This window comes from Actinomadura sp. WMMA1423, assembly GCF_006547145.1.
GTDB lineage: Bacteria > Actinomycetota > Actinomycetes > Streptosporangiales > Streptosporangiaceae > Spirillospora.
The window spans coordinates 6796009-6811884 of record NZ_CP041244.1 but is presented as its reverse complement, the minus strand read 5'-3'; the positions used below and the strand labels follow the sequence as shown (position 1 = coordinate 6811884).

Below are 15876 nucleotides of genomic sequence, written 5' to 3'. Positions count from 1 at the left end.
CCGTGCGCGACCCGGCGGTGGCGTCCACGCGTCCGGCGACGAGGGCGGAAGCAGAGTCGCTTCCGCCTCCGGTTCATGGCGAGTCCGGCCGATCGGGCCGAGCCGGCGGCAGGTCGGTGCGCGCCGCGCCGGTGCGGGAGTCGCTCGGGAAGGAGACGTGCTGGTGGACCATCGTCCAGACTCCGTCGATCCTCTGGAAGACGCGGGTGCCCCTCGACCAGACGTCCGGGGCCCCTTCGACGCGGACGCGGTTGAGGCCCCAGGCGACGGCGAGGTCCTCGCGGGACAGGATCCGCAGGTCGGGGACGTCCCACTGGACGATGCCGGTGGCGGCCTGCAGGCCCTCCGCACAGACCTCCCGCACGGCGTCGGCGCCGACGTACTCCAGGGGCTCGTTGTGCTCATAGGAGACGACGTCGTCGGCGATGTGCGCCATGATGCCGTCAAGGTCCTTGGCCTCGGTGGCGCCGAACCAGCCCTGGTGGACCTTCCGGATCTCCTCATCCGCGCCCCCCTCGCCGGCGAGGGCGAACGAGTGGTGCTCGTGGGCGACGACCCAGCGCCCGTTCTCCTTGCGCAGGCCGATGGTCAGGCGCAGCCGGTTGGCGGGGTCGCGTTCCAGGTCCCGCGGGGTGCCACAGCGGAGCAGCGCATGGGCGAAGGCCACGTCCTCCCCCGCCGTCACCTCCAGTTCGGTGATCTCGAAGACGGCGCCCCCGGCCTGCCAGGCGAAGAACGGCGGCCAGGTGTCACGGTAGGCGCCGATGCCGCGGACCCCCTCGTGGGGCGGCGGGACGTCGAACATCACGATGTCGTCCGCGCGGTCGGCGAGAACGCCGTCCATGTCTCCGGCATGGACGGCCTCGGCCCACCGCTGGATCAGCGTGTGGATCTGCGTCCTGTCGTCGGTCGTCATGGGGATGCCTCCTGGGTCGTTCGGCCCTGTCGCCCCTACAACCCCGACGAGGCGCCGAACTCATCGCCCGGCCGGATCTCCCCCGGCAGACCGAAAGCCGTCAGGTCCGCGGTGAGGAACGAGACGACCTCCGCGATCCGCGTCCCGCTCAACGCCACCAGGTCCAGCCCCCCAGGGACGTACACACCCCGCCCCTCGTCCCACATGTAGGTGCCGAACGCGAGGTGACCGCTCGCCCGGGTCGGCACGAGACGCCACCGCCTGGTGAGCGGCGACTCCAGCAGGAAGGCCCGGATGCCCTCGTGCCCTTGGCGCCAGGCGGGAAGCGGCGGCATCGAGTACTTCGCGTCCTCGGTCAGCATCGCCACGATGGCGTCGACGTCCCCCGCCTCCCACGCCTCCGCATACCGGCGTGCCAGCTCCCGCACCGTCCGGTCCCCCAGCTTCTGCAGCGCCTCCCGCTGGCTCGTCTCGGGCAGAAGCCCGGCCACGCTCCTGCGCGCACGCTGCAACGCACTGTTGACCGAGGCCGCCGAAGTCCCCAAGATCGTGGCGACCTCGGCGGCCGAGAACCCCAGAACCTCCCGTAGCAGCAGCACCGCCCGCTGCAATCCCGAAAGCCGCTGCAGGGCCGCCACGAACGCCAGTTCCACGCTCTCGCGGGCGACCACGGCGTCCTCCGGTCCCAGCCGCCACTCCGGATAAGGCTCCACCCATGCCGTCTCCATCGCCGGCACCGCCCCGGCCTCCAGGTCCGCCGGAAGCTCCCGCCGCCCCCGCCGCTCGATCATCGTCAGGCACCGGTTGGTGGCGATCCGGTACAGCCAGGGCCGGATCCCCGCTCGGTCCTCGAACCGCGGCAGTCCCCGCCACGCCCGCACCAACGTCTCCTGCACGGCGTCGTCCGCATCGTGCACCGACGCCAGCATCCGATAGCAGTGCGCATGCAACTCCTCCCGGAAGGGTTCGACCAACCGTCCGAACGCCCCCTCGTCCCCGGCTTGAGCAGCCGCCAGCAACCCCGCCGTCTCCATGGTCGGACCATAACAGCGCGCCACGGAGATGATTCAACGCTCATTCGGCCTGGTGGAGGCGGGTGGGGATGGCCTGGATCAGGGCAGTCGGACGGCTGGGCGAGCAGCAGGCCGCGCGTCCGTCAGCGGTGGGTGAAGACCGGGACCCAGGAGCCCTCCCGGTCGGAGCGGCGGTATCCGGTGAGCGGGGTGATCTTTCCCTTCAGGTCCACCAGCAGCAGCCGGTTGCGGAACTCGCCGATCCCCTTGCACTTGAGCGGGTCGCAGCCGATCGCGAACAGCCGGCGGTCGTCGGCCCAGGCCCTGGCCGACTCGATGGGGAGCTGCGCCGCCTTCTTCCCCGTGACCACGTTGGTGACGGTGACCGCAGGGCCGGGCTTGGGGCCGAACTTGGGCAGCAGGGTGCCGTTCGGGGACAGGCCGGCCTCCTCGTCCTCGTACTCGGCCTCGTGCGCCGGTGCGGGACGCTTCCCGCCCTCCAGGCTGTAGAAGGTCTTGGCCGGGACGGTCGCGGTGGGCGCCCAGATGAGGGCGCCGTCCCGGCTCCATCCCAGGTCCTGGCGGGTGCCCGGGTTATCGCGCTGGGCCGGCATGGGGTGGAACGCGCCCGGTCCGGCCGCGCTGTCGGCGACGTAGTAGCCGGTCCTGGACGACGTCCCCGGCTTGCCCTGCGCGTCCGGGTTGCTGCCGTAGGAGGTCAGGAGCAGCCGGCGCCCGTCGGGCGACCAGGCGGCACCGCCGACGGGATGGTCGACCCGGATCCAGCGGACGACCTTCCTCGTCTTCATGTCGTACACGCCGACCCTGCCGGCGGGGAGGGGTCCCTCCAGCACGGCCGCCCGTCCCATGCCGGGCGCGACGCTGAGGTAGGCCCAGGGCACCGGTTCGTACTCGCCGGTCGACGGGTTGTACAGGTGCCAGGTGCGTTCGAAGGTCTGCTTGCCGTTGGCGTTCACCGTCCGGCCGGTGAAGTAGGCGGACACGGCCATGTGCCCGGCGGCGACGAGCCGCCGCGGGAAGGCGCTGCCGAGGTCCGTGCGGAGCGTCGTGTCGGCCGACAGGGTCACCGGCTCGAACGCGGGCGCCGGGGGCCGGGGCCGCGCCGCGCCGCCGCCGGAGACCAGGGCCACGGCGGCCGTTCCGGCGAGGAGCGCCGAGGTCCCGCCGACCAGCGCGATCTTGATGTGCGGGCGGCGGGAACGTGCCCGCAGCGCCCGGTCGGCGAGGTCCGCCGGGACCCGCGCCTGGGCGCCCCAGTCCTCGAGCGCGTGCTTGACGATCGTCTCCTGTTTCATCGCGGGGCCTCCTCGGCCATCTCGGGTTCGTTCAGTTCGGGCGCCAGCCGGCGCAGCCGCGCCAGGGAGCGATGGGTCGTGCTGCGCACCGTGCCGACGCTGCAGCCGAGGATCCGCGCGACCTCCGCCTCGGGCAGGTCTTCCAGGAAGCGCAGCGCGAGCACCAGCCGCTGCCGGGGAGTGAGGCAGGCCAGGGCGCCGCGCACGGCGAGCTTCAGGTCGACCGCCGACGTGCCGTCGGGTGCGCTCTCCTCGGGCGGCACCGCGACCTGCGCCTCGCGCCGCCTCCACGCGGGCCGCCAGGAGCTCGCCTGCTGGCGGTACATGACCCGCCGCACGTAGGCCTCCGGGTTCTCGATGTCGTCCCAGCGGGCCGCCGTCTTGAACAGCGCGGTCTGCAGGACGTCCTCGGCGGCGTGCTGGTCGCCCCCGGTGAGGAGGTAGGCCAGGCGCATCAGCGCGGTCGACCTCGCCTCCACGAACTCACGAAAATGTCGCTCTGCGGCGGCATCCATCGTCACCTCCGAATTTCTGTCGCCACTGAGACGCTTTCGGAGAGACGGCACTATGCCTGCGCCCGCGAACTTCCCATCCGCCGGACCGCGGCGCCCGCCGAGGACACTCGGCCCCGACCGCCCTATCCGGAACGCGAGGTGCGGCTGCAGGCACGTGGATCCGTGGGAGGGGGGCTATCCGGTCGATGACGCGGTGACGTGGTCCAAGGAAGTGCGTACGGAGGTGGGGAGGTCGCGCAGGCGGTGGAGGGGAAGTTCTAGGAGGGTGACGTCTCGCGCCCAGGGGGCGGCTTCGGTCACGAGCGTGCGGGCCTGGCGCTTGGTCAGGTTCGGGTGGGCGTCTATCAGCGCGTCGCGCCAGACGTTGGCCACCTTGCCGTGGGCCCGCTCCATGATGGCTCGGACGATGCGGCGCACCTGGTCGGCTTCGTCGGGCCGTGTGCGCACTGCTTCGACGGTCGAGCCGTGCAGAGTCAGCTCGTACACCTCGGCCAGCGAGGCGGTCTCATCCGCAAGGTCGCCGGGAGGGTCGGGCAAGAGGACCCGCACTTGTTCGGCGCGTGTGGCCAGCAGCACCCGGACGAGTGCTCCCTCCAGGCCCGGGGGCAGCGCGACGGCCGCCCGCCGCACCCGGGCGGCGTACGGTTTGGCCAGCCAGGTCGTCAGCCGCACTCGCGGCGTCGTCGGAAGGACGTGTTTGGGCCAGTCCCCCACCAGCACGTCCGGGCGCAGGTCGGCGACGTCGTCGGGGAACGCGCCCGCCGCCGTCCGGGCCTCGACCGCCTGGGGCCCCTGGGTGTAGATGGCCGTCGCGAAGCGGTCGGCGCGGGCGTCGGCGGCCGGCAGGGACTTGCCCGTCGGCCGCAGGACGTACAGGTCGGCGCGCGAGCCGATCGCCTCCGCACCGAAGTAGCGGTTGAAGTCCGGGTAGACGGCCTCGTTCACGAGATTCAGGTCCTGCAGCGCCTGCTGGACCTTGAGCGCGAGCATCGGAGTGCGGTCGCTCGCGCCGTAGGCGAGCAGCACCCGGCCCTGGCCCTGGTCCCGCAGCCCTTGCACGGCCCGCGCCACGAACAGCCCGACGCCGTCCGGCGTGTACGGAGGGTCGGTGACGGCCAGGTCCGCGTACGCGACGGCCGACGCGGGCAGCCCCAGCCTCAGGTCCGCCCACCGGGTGCGCACGTCCACCCCGAGTTCGGCGGCGCACGCGTCTATGTAGGCCAGGATCCGCTCGTCGACGTCCACCACCGTGGTCTGCACGCTCGGGTGGACCAGGCCGACGGCCAGCGAGGTCAGGTCGTGGTCGCCGACGCACAGCAGGCGCGTGCCCGGAAGCCAGAAGCGGGCCCCGAGGAGCAGGGCCCGCCGCACCACCGTCTCGGGTGTGGCGGACACATGGTCCAGGACGTGCCGGGCCCTCGGCGCGCGCTCGATCAGCCCGGCCATCCGCTCCACCACGGCCGCGTGGTCGGGCAGCAGGTGCCCCACCGGGTCGGCCGGTTCGAGCGGGCGGTACCCGGTGCTCAGCAGGTGGGCGATCTCGCCGCTCTGCTCCGGGGTGGGCCGGAACCGGTCGCCCGCGTGCTCCAGGGAGAGCCCGGCGAGCAGCGACTCCACCGAGCGCCGCGGGGCGCCCGTCTCCCGGACCAGCTCACCGAGCGTCCGCCACCGCCGGTCGGCCAGGAGGCCCAGCGCGGTGTGGATCCGCCGGGGGTCCATGTCCGCCGCGATCGGCGGACCGTTCGGCGCTTCCCCATCAGCCACCCGCGAATGCTACCGGCGCCCAGACCCGCCCCGAAGAGCAGACCGCGGGTCCAGCCCGTCGTGCAGGCCCTCGTGCTCCCACCGGTGCCCAGCGCGGATCAGGAGGGTCACCAGGACGGCCATGGCGGTGAGGGCGAGGGCCGAGGCCGTCGCCGCGGTCGTGTAGCCGTGCACCAGGGCGTCCACCCTTGAGGCGGACGGGCCGTGCTCGCGCAGGAAGCCCGCCGTCGCGCCGATCGCGACGGTGTTGACGACGGCGGTTCCGATCGACCCGCCCATCTGGGACGCGGCGTTGACGACGGCGGCGGCGACCCCGGCCTCGCGCGGGGAGACGCCCGCGGTCGCCAGCGAGAACGCCGGCGGGAACACGGCGCCCATGCCGATCCCCAGCAGGATCTCGACCGGGACGACCGAGGCGGCGTAGCCGCTGTTCGCGTCCAGCCGGGTCAGGACGGCGAGGCCCGCGGCGGCGATGAGCAGGCCGCCGCCGATCAGCAGCCGGGCGGGCACGCGCCGGGTGAGCAGGGCGCCGACGAGGTACCCGCTCGCGGAGTTGGCGACGGCGAGCGGGAGGAACGCCAGGCCGGTGCGCATCGGGGAGAAGTGCGCGACGACCTGGAGGTAGTAGGTGAGCGTGAGGAAGATCCCGAAGGCGCCGACGACCGCGGTGGCCACCGCGAGGTAGGCGCCGGCCCGGCCGCGGTCGGCGAGGATCCTCAGCGGCAGCAGCGGCGCGTCGTGCCTGGCCTGGCGCGCGGCGAACAGGGCGAGCGCCAGTGCGCCGGTCGCGAGCGGCGCGGTGGTCTGCCACGCGTCCCAGCCGTGCGGGGCGGCCTGCCCGGCGCCGTAGACGACGGCCGCCAGGCCGCCGGTGACGAGGACGGCCGAGATCCAGTCGACGCGCGCCCCGGGGAAGCTCGGCGGCGCCGGGAGGACGATCCGTCCGGCCACCGACGCGGCCGCGGCGATCGCCACGTTGACGAAGAGGCACCAGCGCCAGTCGGCGTACTGGGTCAGCCCCCCGCCGAGCAGCAGCCCGACGGCCGCGCCGCTGCTCGCCACCGCGCCGTACACGCCGAACGCCTTCGCCCGCTCCTTCGGTTCGGTGAAGGTCACCGCCAGCAGGGACAGGGCGGTCGGCGCGAGCAGCGCGGCGAACGCCCCCTGGAGGGCGCGGCCGACCACGAGGACGCCGAAGCCCGGCGCGGCGCCGGCGATCATCGAGGCGACCGCGAACCCGGCGAGCCCGGCCAGGAAGCTGCGGCGCCGCCCGACCAGGTCGGCGATCCGGCCGCCGAGCAGCAGCAGCCCCGCGAAGGACAGCGTGTAGGCGGTGATCACCCACTGCCGGTCGGTGTCGCCGAAGCCCAGCGCGTGCTGGGCGGTGGGCAGCGCGATGTTCACGATCGTGGCGTCGAGCGCGATCATCAGCTGCGCCACGGCGATCACGACCAGCGCCGCCCAGCGCCGGGTCGGGACGCCCCCGGGCGGGCCTGACGACGACGGGCCGGGGCCGGGCCCGGACGGGTCGGACCCGGACGGGGTCCGCGACTTGATGGCGGCCATGGAGCCCACCTCCCACTAAACGAAGGATTCTTCTCCGGATAATAACTGGAGGTTTCTCCTCCGTCTAGTGTTCGATCCGGGCCCGCGGCAGACCCCGGGACAGGTGGGCCGCAGGCGTCACGAGGGGTTCAAGGGGGCACTGAGCTGCGGGTTCGTTCGCGAGAGAGGTTGCCATCTCTGGGAGGTTTGAGTAGGTTTGCCCCTCCGAGACGCCCTCCAGGCGTTCTTGTCCCACTCGGGTAGGCAGCGTCCCGTTCCCCAACTGGAACGTCCCGCCCCCGTGGCACAAGGCCCCGAGCCGGTCCATCGATCGGGCCTCACATCGTCAGCGCCGCTTCTCCCTCAGCGGCACCCGCCGAGTCCGCCGTCGCGCGGAGCCGGGGACCCACCACGCACTGGGGTGAGTCGGCCTGCCCAGGCCGTAGGGCGACTTCCACGCCCGAACCCGTCAGCTAACCCGGTAGGCGGCACTTGGAAGCAAGGAGCCCCCCTTGAAAGGCAAGCACAGCAGACCCCGGCGCCGCCCCCGGCTCGCCCCCTGGGCCGTCGGCGCGATGACTGGCCTCACCGCCTTCGGCGTGACGGCGGCCCTGCCGACGACATTGCAGGACGCCACCACCGAGTCGGTCGCCGCCGTCCAGGCCGTTCCGCAGCAGCGGACCGCGCCGCACCTGGCCGAGTCCCAGAGGCAGGTCAGGACACCGGAGCAGGCCCGGCCCCAGGCCCAGGCCCCGGTGCAGGCCCAGGTCCAGAAGGAGTTCAAGGCACCGGCGAAGACCAAGCCGTCGAGCGGGTCCACGTCGCAGAAGCAGACCGCGTCGAAGAAGCAGGACGTTCCGCGGCAGCGGACGGCCGACCCCGCGTCGGACGCGCGATCCGAGATCATCGCGCGCGCCAGGACCTGGCATCCGCACTCCGACCAGCGGGTCCCCTACAGCCAGACCGCCACGCACAAGGGCTACCGCACCGACTGCTCGGGCTACGTGTCCATGGCGCTGGGCCTGCCCAAGCCCGGGACGAACACCGTCGGCCTCACCTCGTCGCGGTACACCGAGCGGATCGCGATGTCCGAGCTGAAGAAGGGCGACCTCGTCATGGACGCCCTCGGCAGCAACACCACCCGGCACGTCGTCATCTTCGAGAAGTGGGCCGACAAGGCGCACACGTCGTACTGGGCGTACGAGCAGCGCGGCCGGTACGGCACCGACCACCGGACGCTCGACTACGGGCTCTCCTCGGACGACGAGTACAAGGCGTACCGGCCCACCTCCCTCATCAAGTAGGCCTGGAAGTGGGCCTGGAAGCGCCCGGCATCGGCGGATCGCCGGTGCCGGGCAGGAGACGACACTCCAAGACCGAGGACCGTCAGACCGAGCGGACGGCCCGGATCGACTCCTTCAGGGAGCCGAGGGTCGCGAAGACGGCCGTGGGCTCGTAGCCGCAGTGGGCCATGCAGTTGGCGCAGCGGGAGTCGCGGCCCCGCCCGTAGGACTCCCAGTCGGTCTCGTCCAGGAGTTCCTGGTAGGTCTGCGCGTAGCCGTCCGACATCAGGTAGCAGGGGCGCTGCCAGCCGAAGAGCGAGTAGGACGGGATCGCCCAGGCCGTGCAGGGGAAGTCGGCCTTGCCCTCCAGGAAGTCCAGGAACAGGGGCGAGTGGTTGAAGCGCCACCGCTTGCGGTTGCCGTCCCCGAAGGCCTTGCGGAACAGCTCCCGCGTCTCCTGGACGCCGAGGAAGTGGTCCTGGTCCGGAGCCTTGTCGTAGGCGTAGCCGGGCGAGATCATCATCTCGTCGACCCTGAGGTCGTCGTTGAGGTAGTCGAGGACGTCGATGACGGTCTGCGGCGTGTCGGTGTTGAAGATGGTCGTGTTGGTGGTGACGCGGAACCCGCGCCGCTGGCACTCCTTGATGGCGGCCACCGCGTCGTCGAACACGCCCTCCTTGCAGACGGACTCGTCGTGGCGCTCCCGCAGCCCGTCGATGTGCACCGCCCACGCGAAGTACGGCGACGGCGTGAACTTGTCGATCTTGCGAGGGATGAGCAGCGCGTTCGTGCACAGGAAGACGAACTTCTTGCGCCTCACGAGCTCGCCCACCAGCTCGTCGATCTGCGGGTGCATGAGCGGCTCGCCGCCCGCGATGGAGACCATCGGCGCGCCGCACTCCTCGATGGCGGCGAGGGCCTGCTCGACCGGCATGCGTTTCTTCAGCACGTCGTGGGGGTGCTGGATCTTCCCGCAGCCGGCGCAGGCGAGGTTGCAGGCGAACAGGGGCTCCAGCTCGACGATGAGCGGGAACTTCTCGCGCCCGCGCAGCTTGTTGCGGAGGATGTAGCCCCCGATGCGGAGGCTCTGGCGGAGCGGCATGCTCATGGTGTCCGGCCCTCCTTGGGCAGGGTGAACTCGGTGGTCTCCCCCCGAAAGCGGGCGGGCCCTCTCCCGGCCCGCCGCGTCGCCTCGCGCCGCGTCATGTGGCGGCTCCCAGGTAGCGGCCGAGGGCGCTCACGGGGAACACCAGCCGGTACAGGTGGTAGTTGATGTAGAAGTCGCCGGGGAAGCCGGTTCCGGTGAACAGGTCCTCGTCCCAGTTGCCGTCCGGGCGCTGGTGGTCGACGAGCCACTGGACGCCGGCCTCCACGGCCGGGGAGCGCTCGCCCGCGGCGAGCAGCGCCAGCAGCGCCCACGCCGTCTGGGACGGGGTGGACTCGCCCCGCCCGATCCACGCGGGGTCGTCGTAGGAGCGCAGGTCCTCGCCCCAGCCGCCGTCGGGGTTCTGGTGCTCCTCGAGCCAGGCCACGGCGCGCCGGATCGCGGGCTTGCCGGGGCCGACCCCGGCCGCGACGAGCGCGGGCACGGCGCCGCCCGTCCCGTAGACGTGGTTCGCCCCCCAGCGGCCGAACCACGAGCCGTCCTCCTCCTGCGCCCTGAGCAGCCACACGACGGCGCGCCTGACCACGGCCGACCCGGCGAGGCCCTCCCCTGCCAGCGCCTCGACGACGTGGGCGGTGACGTCGGCGGACGGCGGGTCGATGACGGCGCCGAAGTCGCAGAAGGGCAGCTTGGTGCACAGCTCGCGGGTGTTGTCGGCGTCGAAGGCGGCGAACCCGCCGTCCCGGGACGCCATCCCCTCCAGCCAGCGGACGGCCCGCCTGATCGGCTCCTCGGCCCCCGGGAAGGACACCTTGCGCAGCGCCAGGATCGCCTCGGCGGTGTCGTCGGTGTCGGGGTAGACGTCGTTGTCGAACTCGAACGCCCACCCGCCCGGCGGGACGTCCGGCCGCTTCACCGCCCAGTCGCCCGGCCCGCGGACCTCCTCGCCGACGACCCATTCGGCCGCGCGCAGCAGGGACGGGTGGTCGGCGGGGACGCCCGCGTCGGCGAGCGCGTTCATGGCGAGGACCGTGTCCCAGACGGGCGACTGGCACGCCTCCAGGCGGCGCCCCTTCTCGTCGCGGATCGTGAACCGTTCGAGCCCGTCCAGACCGCGCCGGACGACCGGGTGGTCGAGACCGTATCCGAGCTCGTGCAGCGCCATGAGCGAGTACACCCACGGCGGCTGGATCCCGCCCCAGCAGCCGTCGGCCTCCTGCCTGGCGACGATCCAGTCGGCGGCCCGGCGCAGCGCCGCCCGGCGCAGCGGCCGCACCGGCCGCCGCTCGTACACGTGCAGGACGCGGTCGAGGGCGTTGAACGCCGCTCCCCATCCCCTGGCCCCGCCGGCCGGCCGCACGCCGCACCGCAGCTCGGGCAGGTCGAACGGCAGCGCCCGGACGGGACGCAGCGACCCGAGGACCGTCAGCGGGACGATCGTCTGCCGCGCCCAGCACGCCCAGTCGTAGACGTTCAGCGGGACGCGGCTCGGCAGGAACATCAGCTCGGGCGGCATGACGGGCAGGTCGTCCCAGGACCACTGGCCGAACAGCGCCAGCCAGATCCGGGTGAACACGCGGCTGCCCTCGATGCCGCCCGCCTCCCGCACGTACGCGGCGGCCCCGCGCATGTGCGCCGCGTCGACCGGGTCCCCGGCGAACCGCAGCGCGACGTAGGCCTCGATCGTCGTGGACAGGTCGGCCGGGCCGCCGTGGAAGTTCGCCCACGTGCCGTCCTCGCGCTGCTGGGAGCGGATCCAGCGCGCCGACTCCTTGGTGTCGGCGTCGGAGCGGATGCCGAGGAACTGGCGGAGCAGCAGGTCCTCGGCGTCCATGGTGACGTTGGTCTCCAGCTCGGCCTTCCACCAGCCTTCGGGCGACTGTAAGCCGAGCAGGTGGTCGCGGGCCGCCTCGACGGCGGCGGCCGCCGCGCCGGTGAGTCCGGACACGTCGGTGGTGGTCATCCAGCCCTTCCCTTCTCGTCGGCCCTTCTCCTTGGCACGGCTGGTCAGTGGTCCCGGGAGGTGACGAACAGCGCGACGTCGCGGAACTCGGCGGCCACGTGCCCGTCCATCCCCGAGTCGTCGAGGTGGCGCCCGGCGGCGGCGACGCGGCGGTCGGCCTCGGCCGCGGCCCAGCCCCGGCCGCCCGCCGCCTCCACGAGGCGGGCCATCTCCCGCAGGACGTCCTCGGACGGCGGCCCGGGGTCGGCGTACAGCTCGGCGAGCCGCTCGGACTCGGGGCGCCCGGCGTTCAGCGCGTAGACCACCGGCAGCGACTTCTTGCGGGCCCGCAGGTCGGCCAGAACGGGCTTGCCGGTGGTGCCGGGACTGCCCCAGATGCCGAGCAGGTCGTCCACGAGCTGGAACGCGAGGCCCATCTCGGCGCCGAACCCGGTCAGGCCGGTGACGAGGCGGGTGGGGCCCTCGGCGAGCATCGCCCCGATCGAGCAGGCGCAGGCGAGCAGAGCGCCCGTCTTGTCCGCCGCCATGGCCAGGCACTCGTCGAGCGTCACGTCGTCGCGCTGCTCGAAGCCGATGTCGAGCGCCTGGCCCGCGATGAGCCGCTGCGTGGCGGCGGTCAGCGCGCGCGCCGCCCAGTGGGCGCCGCGGGTCTGCTGGTCCAGGAGCAGGTTCTCCGACAGCGCCATCAGCGCGTCGCCGCCGAGGATGGCGGCGGACGGGCCGAACACCGTCCAGGCGGCGGGACGGTGCCGGCGGGTCCGGTCGCCGTCCATGATGTCGTCGTGCAGCAGCGAGAACGCGTGCACGAACTCGACGGCGACGGCACCGGGCAGCGCCGTCTCGTGGGAGGCCCCCGCGGCCCGCGCGGACAGCAGGGCGAGCGCGGGGCGCAGCGCCTTGCCGCCCGCGGCGGCGGGACGGCCGTTCTCGTCGGTCCAGCCGAGGTGGTAGGCGACGACGCGGCGGGTCCACGGGTCGAGGCGCTCCGCGCCGGCGCGCATGGCCCGGTCGACCAGGGCGCGCCCGTCGGTGATCGATGCGGGGACGGTGGTCATCGGCCGCTCTCCTCGCCCCCGGTGGACGGAGGCGGAGTAGACGGAGGCGGAGTGGTCGGGGACGGGCTGGTCCGGTGCAGGTGGTCACGGACGAGACGGGCCGCGGTCAGACCGCTGCGCACGGCTCCCTCCATCGTGTCGGGCCAGCCCGTGTCGGTCCACGCGCCGGCGAGGAACAGCCACGGCAGCCGGGTGGCGGACGCGGGACGCAGCGCGTCGCTGCCGGGGCTCTGGCGGAACGTCGCGTGCCGCTCCCGCGTCACGAAGAAGTCGGTGACGCGGGCGCGCCGGGCGGCCGGGAACAGCCGCCCCAGTTCGGCGAGGTACACCGCGCGCAGTTCGGCGGTGGGGGTGTCGATCCAGCGGTCGGCCGCCGAGACCGAGACCGCGAGGTACTGGCCGCCGCCGGTGAGGCCGCTGACCCGCGTGCGGTCGAACACCCACTGGACGGGCGATCCGACCGCGGCGGCGAACGGAAGGCCGGTGCCGTCCACCCGGAGGACGGGACGGTCGTAGACGACGTGGACGTTGACGATCGGGCTGGAGCCGAGGCCGTCCCAGCGCGCGCGGTCCGGGGCCGCCTCCTGCGGGACGAGCGCGGCCGCCGCCCGGTGGGGCACGGCGACGACGACGGCGTCGGCGCCGACCGGCGAGCCGTCCACCACGAGCTTGCACCCGGCGTCGATCGCCGTCACCTTCGCGTTCAGGTGGATCCGGCCGCCGTTCCGCTCGATCGCGGCCGCCGGGAGCGTGCCGTGCAGCTCGCCGAGCGGGACGGCCGGTACGCCGATGTCGGCGGCGTCGGAGCGGCCGAGGAGCGCGGTCTGGCACACGAACGCCGCGGGTCCGAGCGCGGCCCCGTCCAGGCGGACGTTGAGCGCGGCCGTGACGAACAGCTCCCAGAGCGCCTCGCGCGCCCACGGTCCCTGCCCGTGCTCGGCGAGCCAGGTGCCCATGTCCATCCGGCCGAGCGACGGGTCGGCCGGGTCGACCCGGTCGAGTGCCAGCGCCGCGGTGACCGCCCGCAGCCGCTCGGACGGGGAGAGCAGCCGGTACCCGGCGAGGGCGGGCAGCAGGTGCAGCGGCCCGGGGGCCTTCGCACGGCGGAGCCGGCCGGTGGTTGCAGTGCGGCGGAGCCGGCCGGTGGTTGCGGTGCGGCGGAGCCGGCCGGTGGTTGCGGCGCGGCCTAGCCGGCCGGTGGTGCCGCCGGGGGTCATCACGCGGACGTCGAAGCGGTCCTGGACGCGGACGCGGTCGAGGGCGTCCAGCCGGGCGAGCAGCCCCCGGTACGCCGAGCAGCATTTCAGGAAGATGTGCTGGCCATTGTCGACCGTCAGGCCGTCCCGTGAGAACGAGTGGGTGGCGCCGCCGAGCCGCGGCCGGGCCTCGTAGACCGTCGCGCGCACCCCCGCCTCCTGGAGCGCCAGCGCGGTGGTGAGCCCGGCGAGCCCGCCGCCGACGATCGCGACCTCGGCCGGGCCCGCGTCGCGGGCGCTCACCGGTGGATCCCGGCCATCGCCATGGCGGACACGCTCGCCTTCTCCCAGGCCGGCAGGGACGTCCGCGTCTCCAGGGCGGTCAGCGGGTCGGCCGTGATGCGCCGCAGCAGGTGCCGGTAGATGCCCGCCATGGCGCCCGCGCACGCGGCGCTGCGGCGGTCGAGCATGGGCAGCAGCTTCAGGCCGTCGGCGTACCACCGCTCCGCCCGGTCGGCCTGGAAGCGGACGAGGCTCGCTAAACGGTCGGGATCGTCGGTCGTCCGGCCCGCCTCGTCGCGCTCCAGGGTGCATCCGAACCGGGCGAGGTCCTTGGCGGGAAGGTAGACGCGGCCGTTCAGCCCGTCCTCCCGGACGTCGCGCAGGATGTTCGTGAGCTGCAGCGCGACGCCGAGCGCGTCGGCGCGCGGCACGGCCGTGGCGGGGTCGGCCGTCCCGAACACGCCGAGCGACAGGCGGCCGACCGAGCCGGCGACGCACCGGCAGTACCAGAGCAGGTCGTCGAAGGTGTCGTAGGCCGCGCCGCGCACGTCGGCCTCGCAGCCGTCGATGAGCTCGCCGAACGCCGCGAGCGGGATCGGGTGGCGGCGGGCCGCGTCGGCCAGCGCGACCAGCACGGGGTCGGTGGGATGGGCGCCGGGGTCGGCGACCCGGGCGCGCTCGCCGGCGAGCGCGGCGAGCCGGTCCGCCACGGGGGCCCCGTGGTCGTCGCCGATGTCGTCGACCCGCCGGGCGAACGCGTACACGGCGCTGAGCGCCCGCCGTTTCGGTGGGGGAAGCAGCCGGATCCCGTAAGAGAAGTTGCGCGCCTGGGAGCGGACGACGCTCTCGCAGTGCCGGTAGGCGGTGGGTGCGTCCATCTATGCTGCCCTTCTCCTTCCCATGGTCCGCGACCACTCGGCGAGCAGCCGCGCCTTACCCGGCCGGGGCGGGCCCGCGAGGACGTCGTAGGCGGCGCGCTCCAGCGCGTCGAGGGTGGCGAGGCCGCCCGCGACGTACCCGGCGACGGCGACCCGCGCGAACCCCTGGAGCTCGCCGGTGAGGGCGGCGCCCTCCGCCAGCATCCGGCGCGCCCGCCCCGCCTGGAGCGCCACGACGCCGCGCAGCCGGGTCGGGGTCGCCTCGGCGGTGAGGTCTCCCTCGGTGCAGCCGAACCGCCGCAGGTCGTCCGCGGGCAGGTAGACGCGGCCGTTGCGGTGGTCCTCGGCGACGTCCTGGCAGTGCTCGATGATCTGCAGGGCGGTGCACACCCGGTCCGACAGGCGGATCCGGTCCGGCGTGGCCGCGCCGAAGACGTGCAGGACGATGTGCCCGACCGGGTCGGCGGAGAGCGTGCAGTAGTCGAGGAGGTCGTCGAACGTCGCGTACCGGGTGACGTTCTGGTCCTGGCGGTTCGCCCGGATCAGGCGGCGGAAGGGCTCGGCCGGGACACGGCGGTCGATGATCGTCGCGGCGAGGTCGCGCATCACGGCGAGCTCCGGCCGCTCGCCCGCGTACACCCGGTCGAGGTCGCGCTCGACGACGTCCAGCAGGCCCGACCGCTCGTCCGGCGGCGCCTCGTCGCCGATGTCATCGACAAGCCGGGCGTATCCGTACACGTTCAGAAGGTGCGCTCGGTGGCGGGCGGGGAGCAGCCGGGAGGCGACGGGAAAGTTCTCCCGCGACTGCAGTTCGGTCCTCGCCCGGCGTTCTTCGGTGGCGTTCCACAATCGCTCGTTGACGGACATGGTGTTCCCCCTGGGCGGTGGCGGCGCGGGGGCGCTTATCGATGCCCGTTAACCGGGTGGCCAGCCGGTAAACCTGGCATCGTCGGGGCCCATGGTGCGTACCTCCCCGATCGGCCGCGCGAAGCCTCCCGATTTTCCCTCGTTCATGAATATAGGCCGGAAGTGGTCAAGCGGGAAT

13 protein-coding genes and 1 riboswitch are annotated in these 15876 nt (G+C 73.5%); of the genes, 1 reads left to right on the top strand and 12 read right to left on the bottom strand.

The features are described from left to right. Positions 1 to 73: 73 nt before the first annotated feature. The 6 genes from FKD65_RS31575 to FKD65_RS31550 form a co-directional block, all read right to left on the bottom strand. Positions 74 to 916: a nuclear transport factor 2 family protein gene (locus tag FKD65_RS31575; RefSeq protein ID WP_141581684.1), complete on the bottom strand. Its 843-nt coding sequence runs from the start codon at positions 914 to 916 to the stop codon at positions 74 to 76. A gap of 35 nt (positions 917 to 951) precedes the next feature. Next, positions 952 to 1950: a sigma-70 family RNA polymerase sigma factor gene (locus FKD65_RS31570; protein ID WP_141581682.1), complete on the bottom strand. Its 999-nt coding sequence runs from the start codon at positions 1948 to 1950 to the stop codon at positions 952 to 954. A gap of 122 nt (positions 1951 to 2072) precedes the next feature. Then, positions 2073 to 3245: a hypothetical protein gene (locus FKD65_RS31565; RefSeq protein WP_141581680.1), complete on the bottom strand. Its 1173-nt coding sequence runs from the start codon at positions 3243 to 3245 to the stop codon at positions 2073 to 2075. After that, positions 3242 to 3760 carry a SigE family RNA polymerase sigma factor gene (locus FKD65_RS31560; protein WP_141581678.1) on the bottom strand — a complete coding sequence of 173 codons (519 nt, stop codon included), beginning with the start codon at positions 3758 to 3760 and terminating at the stop codon, positions 3242 to 3244. Before FKD65_RS31560 ends, FKD65_RS31565 begins: the two co-directional genes overlap by 4 nt. A gap of 174 nt (positions 3761 to 3934) precedes the next feature. Next, entirely contained in the window at positions 3935 to 5524 is a 1590-nt protein-coding gene (locus FKD65_RS31555; RefSeq protein WP_240809690.1) for a bis-aminopropyl spermidine synthase family protein, read from the bottom strand. A gap of 9 nt (positions 5525 to 5533) precedes the next feature. Further along, positions 5534 to 7090 carry an MFS transporter gene (locus tag FKD65_RS31550; protein WP_141581676.1) on the bottom strand — a complete coding sequence of 519 codons (1557 nt, stop codon included), beginning with the start codon at positions 7088 to 7090 and terminating at the stop codon, positions 5534 to 5536. Between the two features lie 343 nt (positions 7091 to 7433). Beyond that, a riboswitch (cyclic di-AMP (ydaO/yuaA leader) is annotated at positions 7434 to 7572 on the top strand. Positions 7573 to 7581: 9 nt separating this feature from the next. Between FKD65_RS31550 and FKD65_RS31545 the strand changes: the two genes are divergently transcribed. Then, positions 7582 to 8373: a C40 family peptidase gene (locus tag FKD65_RS31545; RefSeq protein ID WP_141581674.1), complete on the top strand. Its 792-nt coding sequence runs from the start codon at positions 7582 to 7584 to the stop codon at positions 8371 to 8373. Positions 8374 to 8455: 82 nt separating this feature from the next. Here FKD65_RS31545 and hpnH read toward each other — a convergent pair whose 3' ends face one another. The 6 genes from hpnH to hpnC form a co-directional block, all read right to left on the bottom strand. After that, positions 8456 to 9460: an adenosyl-hopene transferase HpnH gene (gene hpnH, locus FKD65_RS31540; protein ID WP_141581672.1), complete on the bottom strand. Its 1005-nt coding sequence runs from the start codon at positions 9458 to 9460 to the stop codon at positions 8456 to 8458. Between the two features lie 94 nt (positions 9461 to 9554). Continuing rightward, the gene (gene shc / locus FKD65_RS31535; RefSeq protein WP_141581670.1) at positions 9555 to 11420 is read right to left on the bottom strand and encodes a squalene--hopene cyclase; all 1866 of its coding nucleotides are present in this window, start codon (positions 11418 to 11420) and stop codon (positions 9555 to 9557) included. A 44-nt stretch (positions 11421 to 11464) separates the two neighbouring features. After that, the gene (locus FKD65_RS31530) at positions 11465 to 12475 is read right to left on the bottom strand and encodes a polyprenyl synthetase family protein (protein WP_141581668.1); all 1011 of its coding nucleotides are present in this window, start codon (positions 12473 to 12475) and stop codon (positions 11465 to 11467) included. Then, on the bottom strand, positions 12472 to 13974 hold the full coding sequence (hpnE, locus tag FKD65_RS31525; protein ID WP_240809689.1) for a hydroxysqualene dehydroxylase HpnE: 1503 nt from the start codon (positions 13972 to 13974) through the stop codon (positions 12472 to 12474). The genes FKD65_RS31530 and hpnE overlap by 4 nt, the downstream gene beginning before the upstream one ends. Further along, entirely contained in the window at positions 13971 to 14831 is an 861-nt protein-coding gene (hpnD, locus tag FKD65_RS45840; protein WP_240809688.1) for a presqualene diphosphate synthase HpnD, read from the bottom strand. Before hpnD ends, hpnE begins: the two co-directional genes overlap by 4 nt. After that, the gene (gene hpnC, locus FKD65_RS31520) at positions 14832 to 15698 is read right to left on the bottom strand and encodes a squalene synthase HpnC (protein WP_141581664.1); all 867 of its coding nucleotides are present in this window, start codon (positions 15696 to 15698) and stop codon (positions 14832 to 14834) included. Positions 15699 to 15876 lie beyond the last annotated feature (178 nt).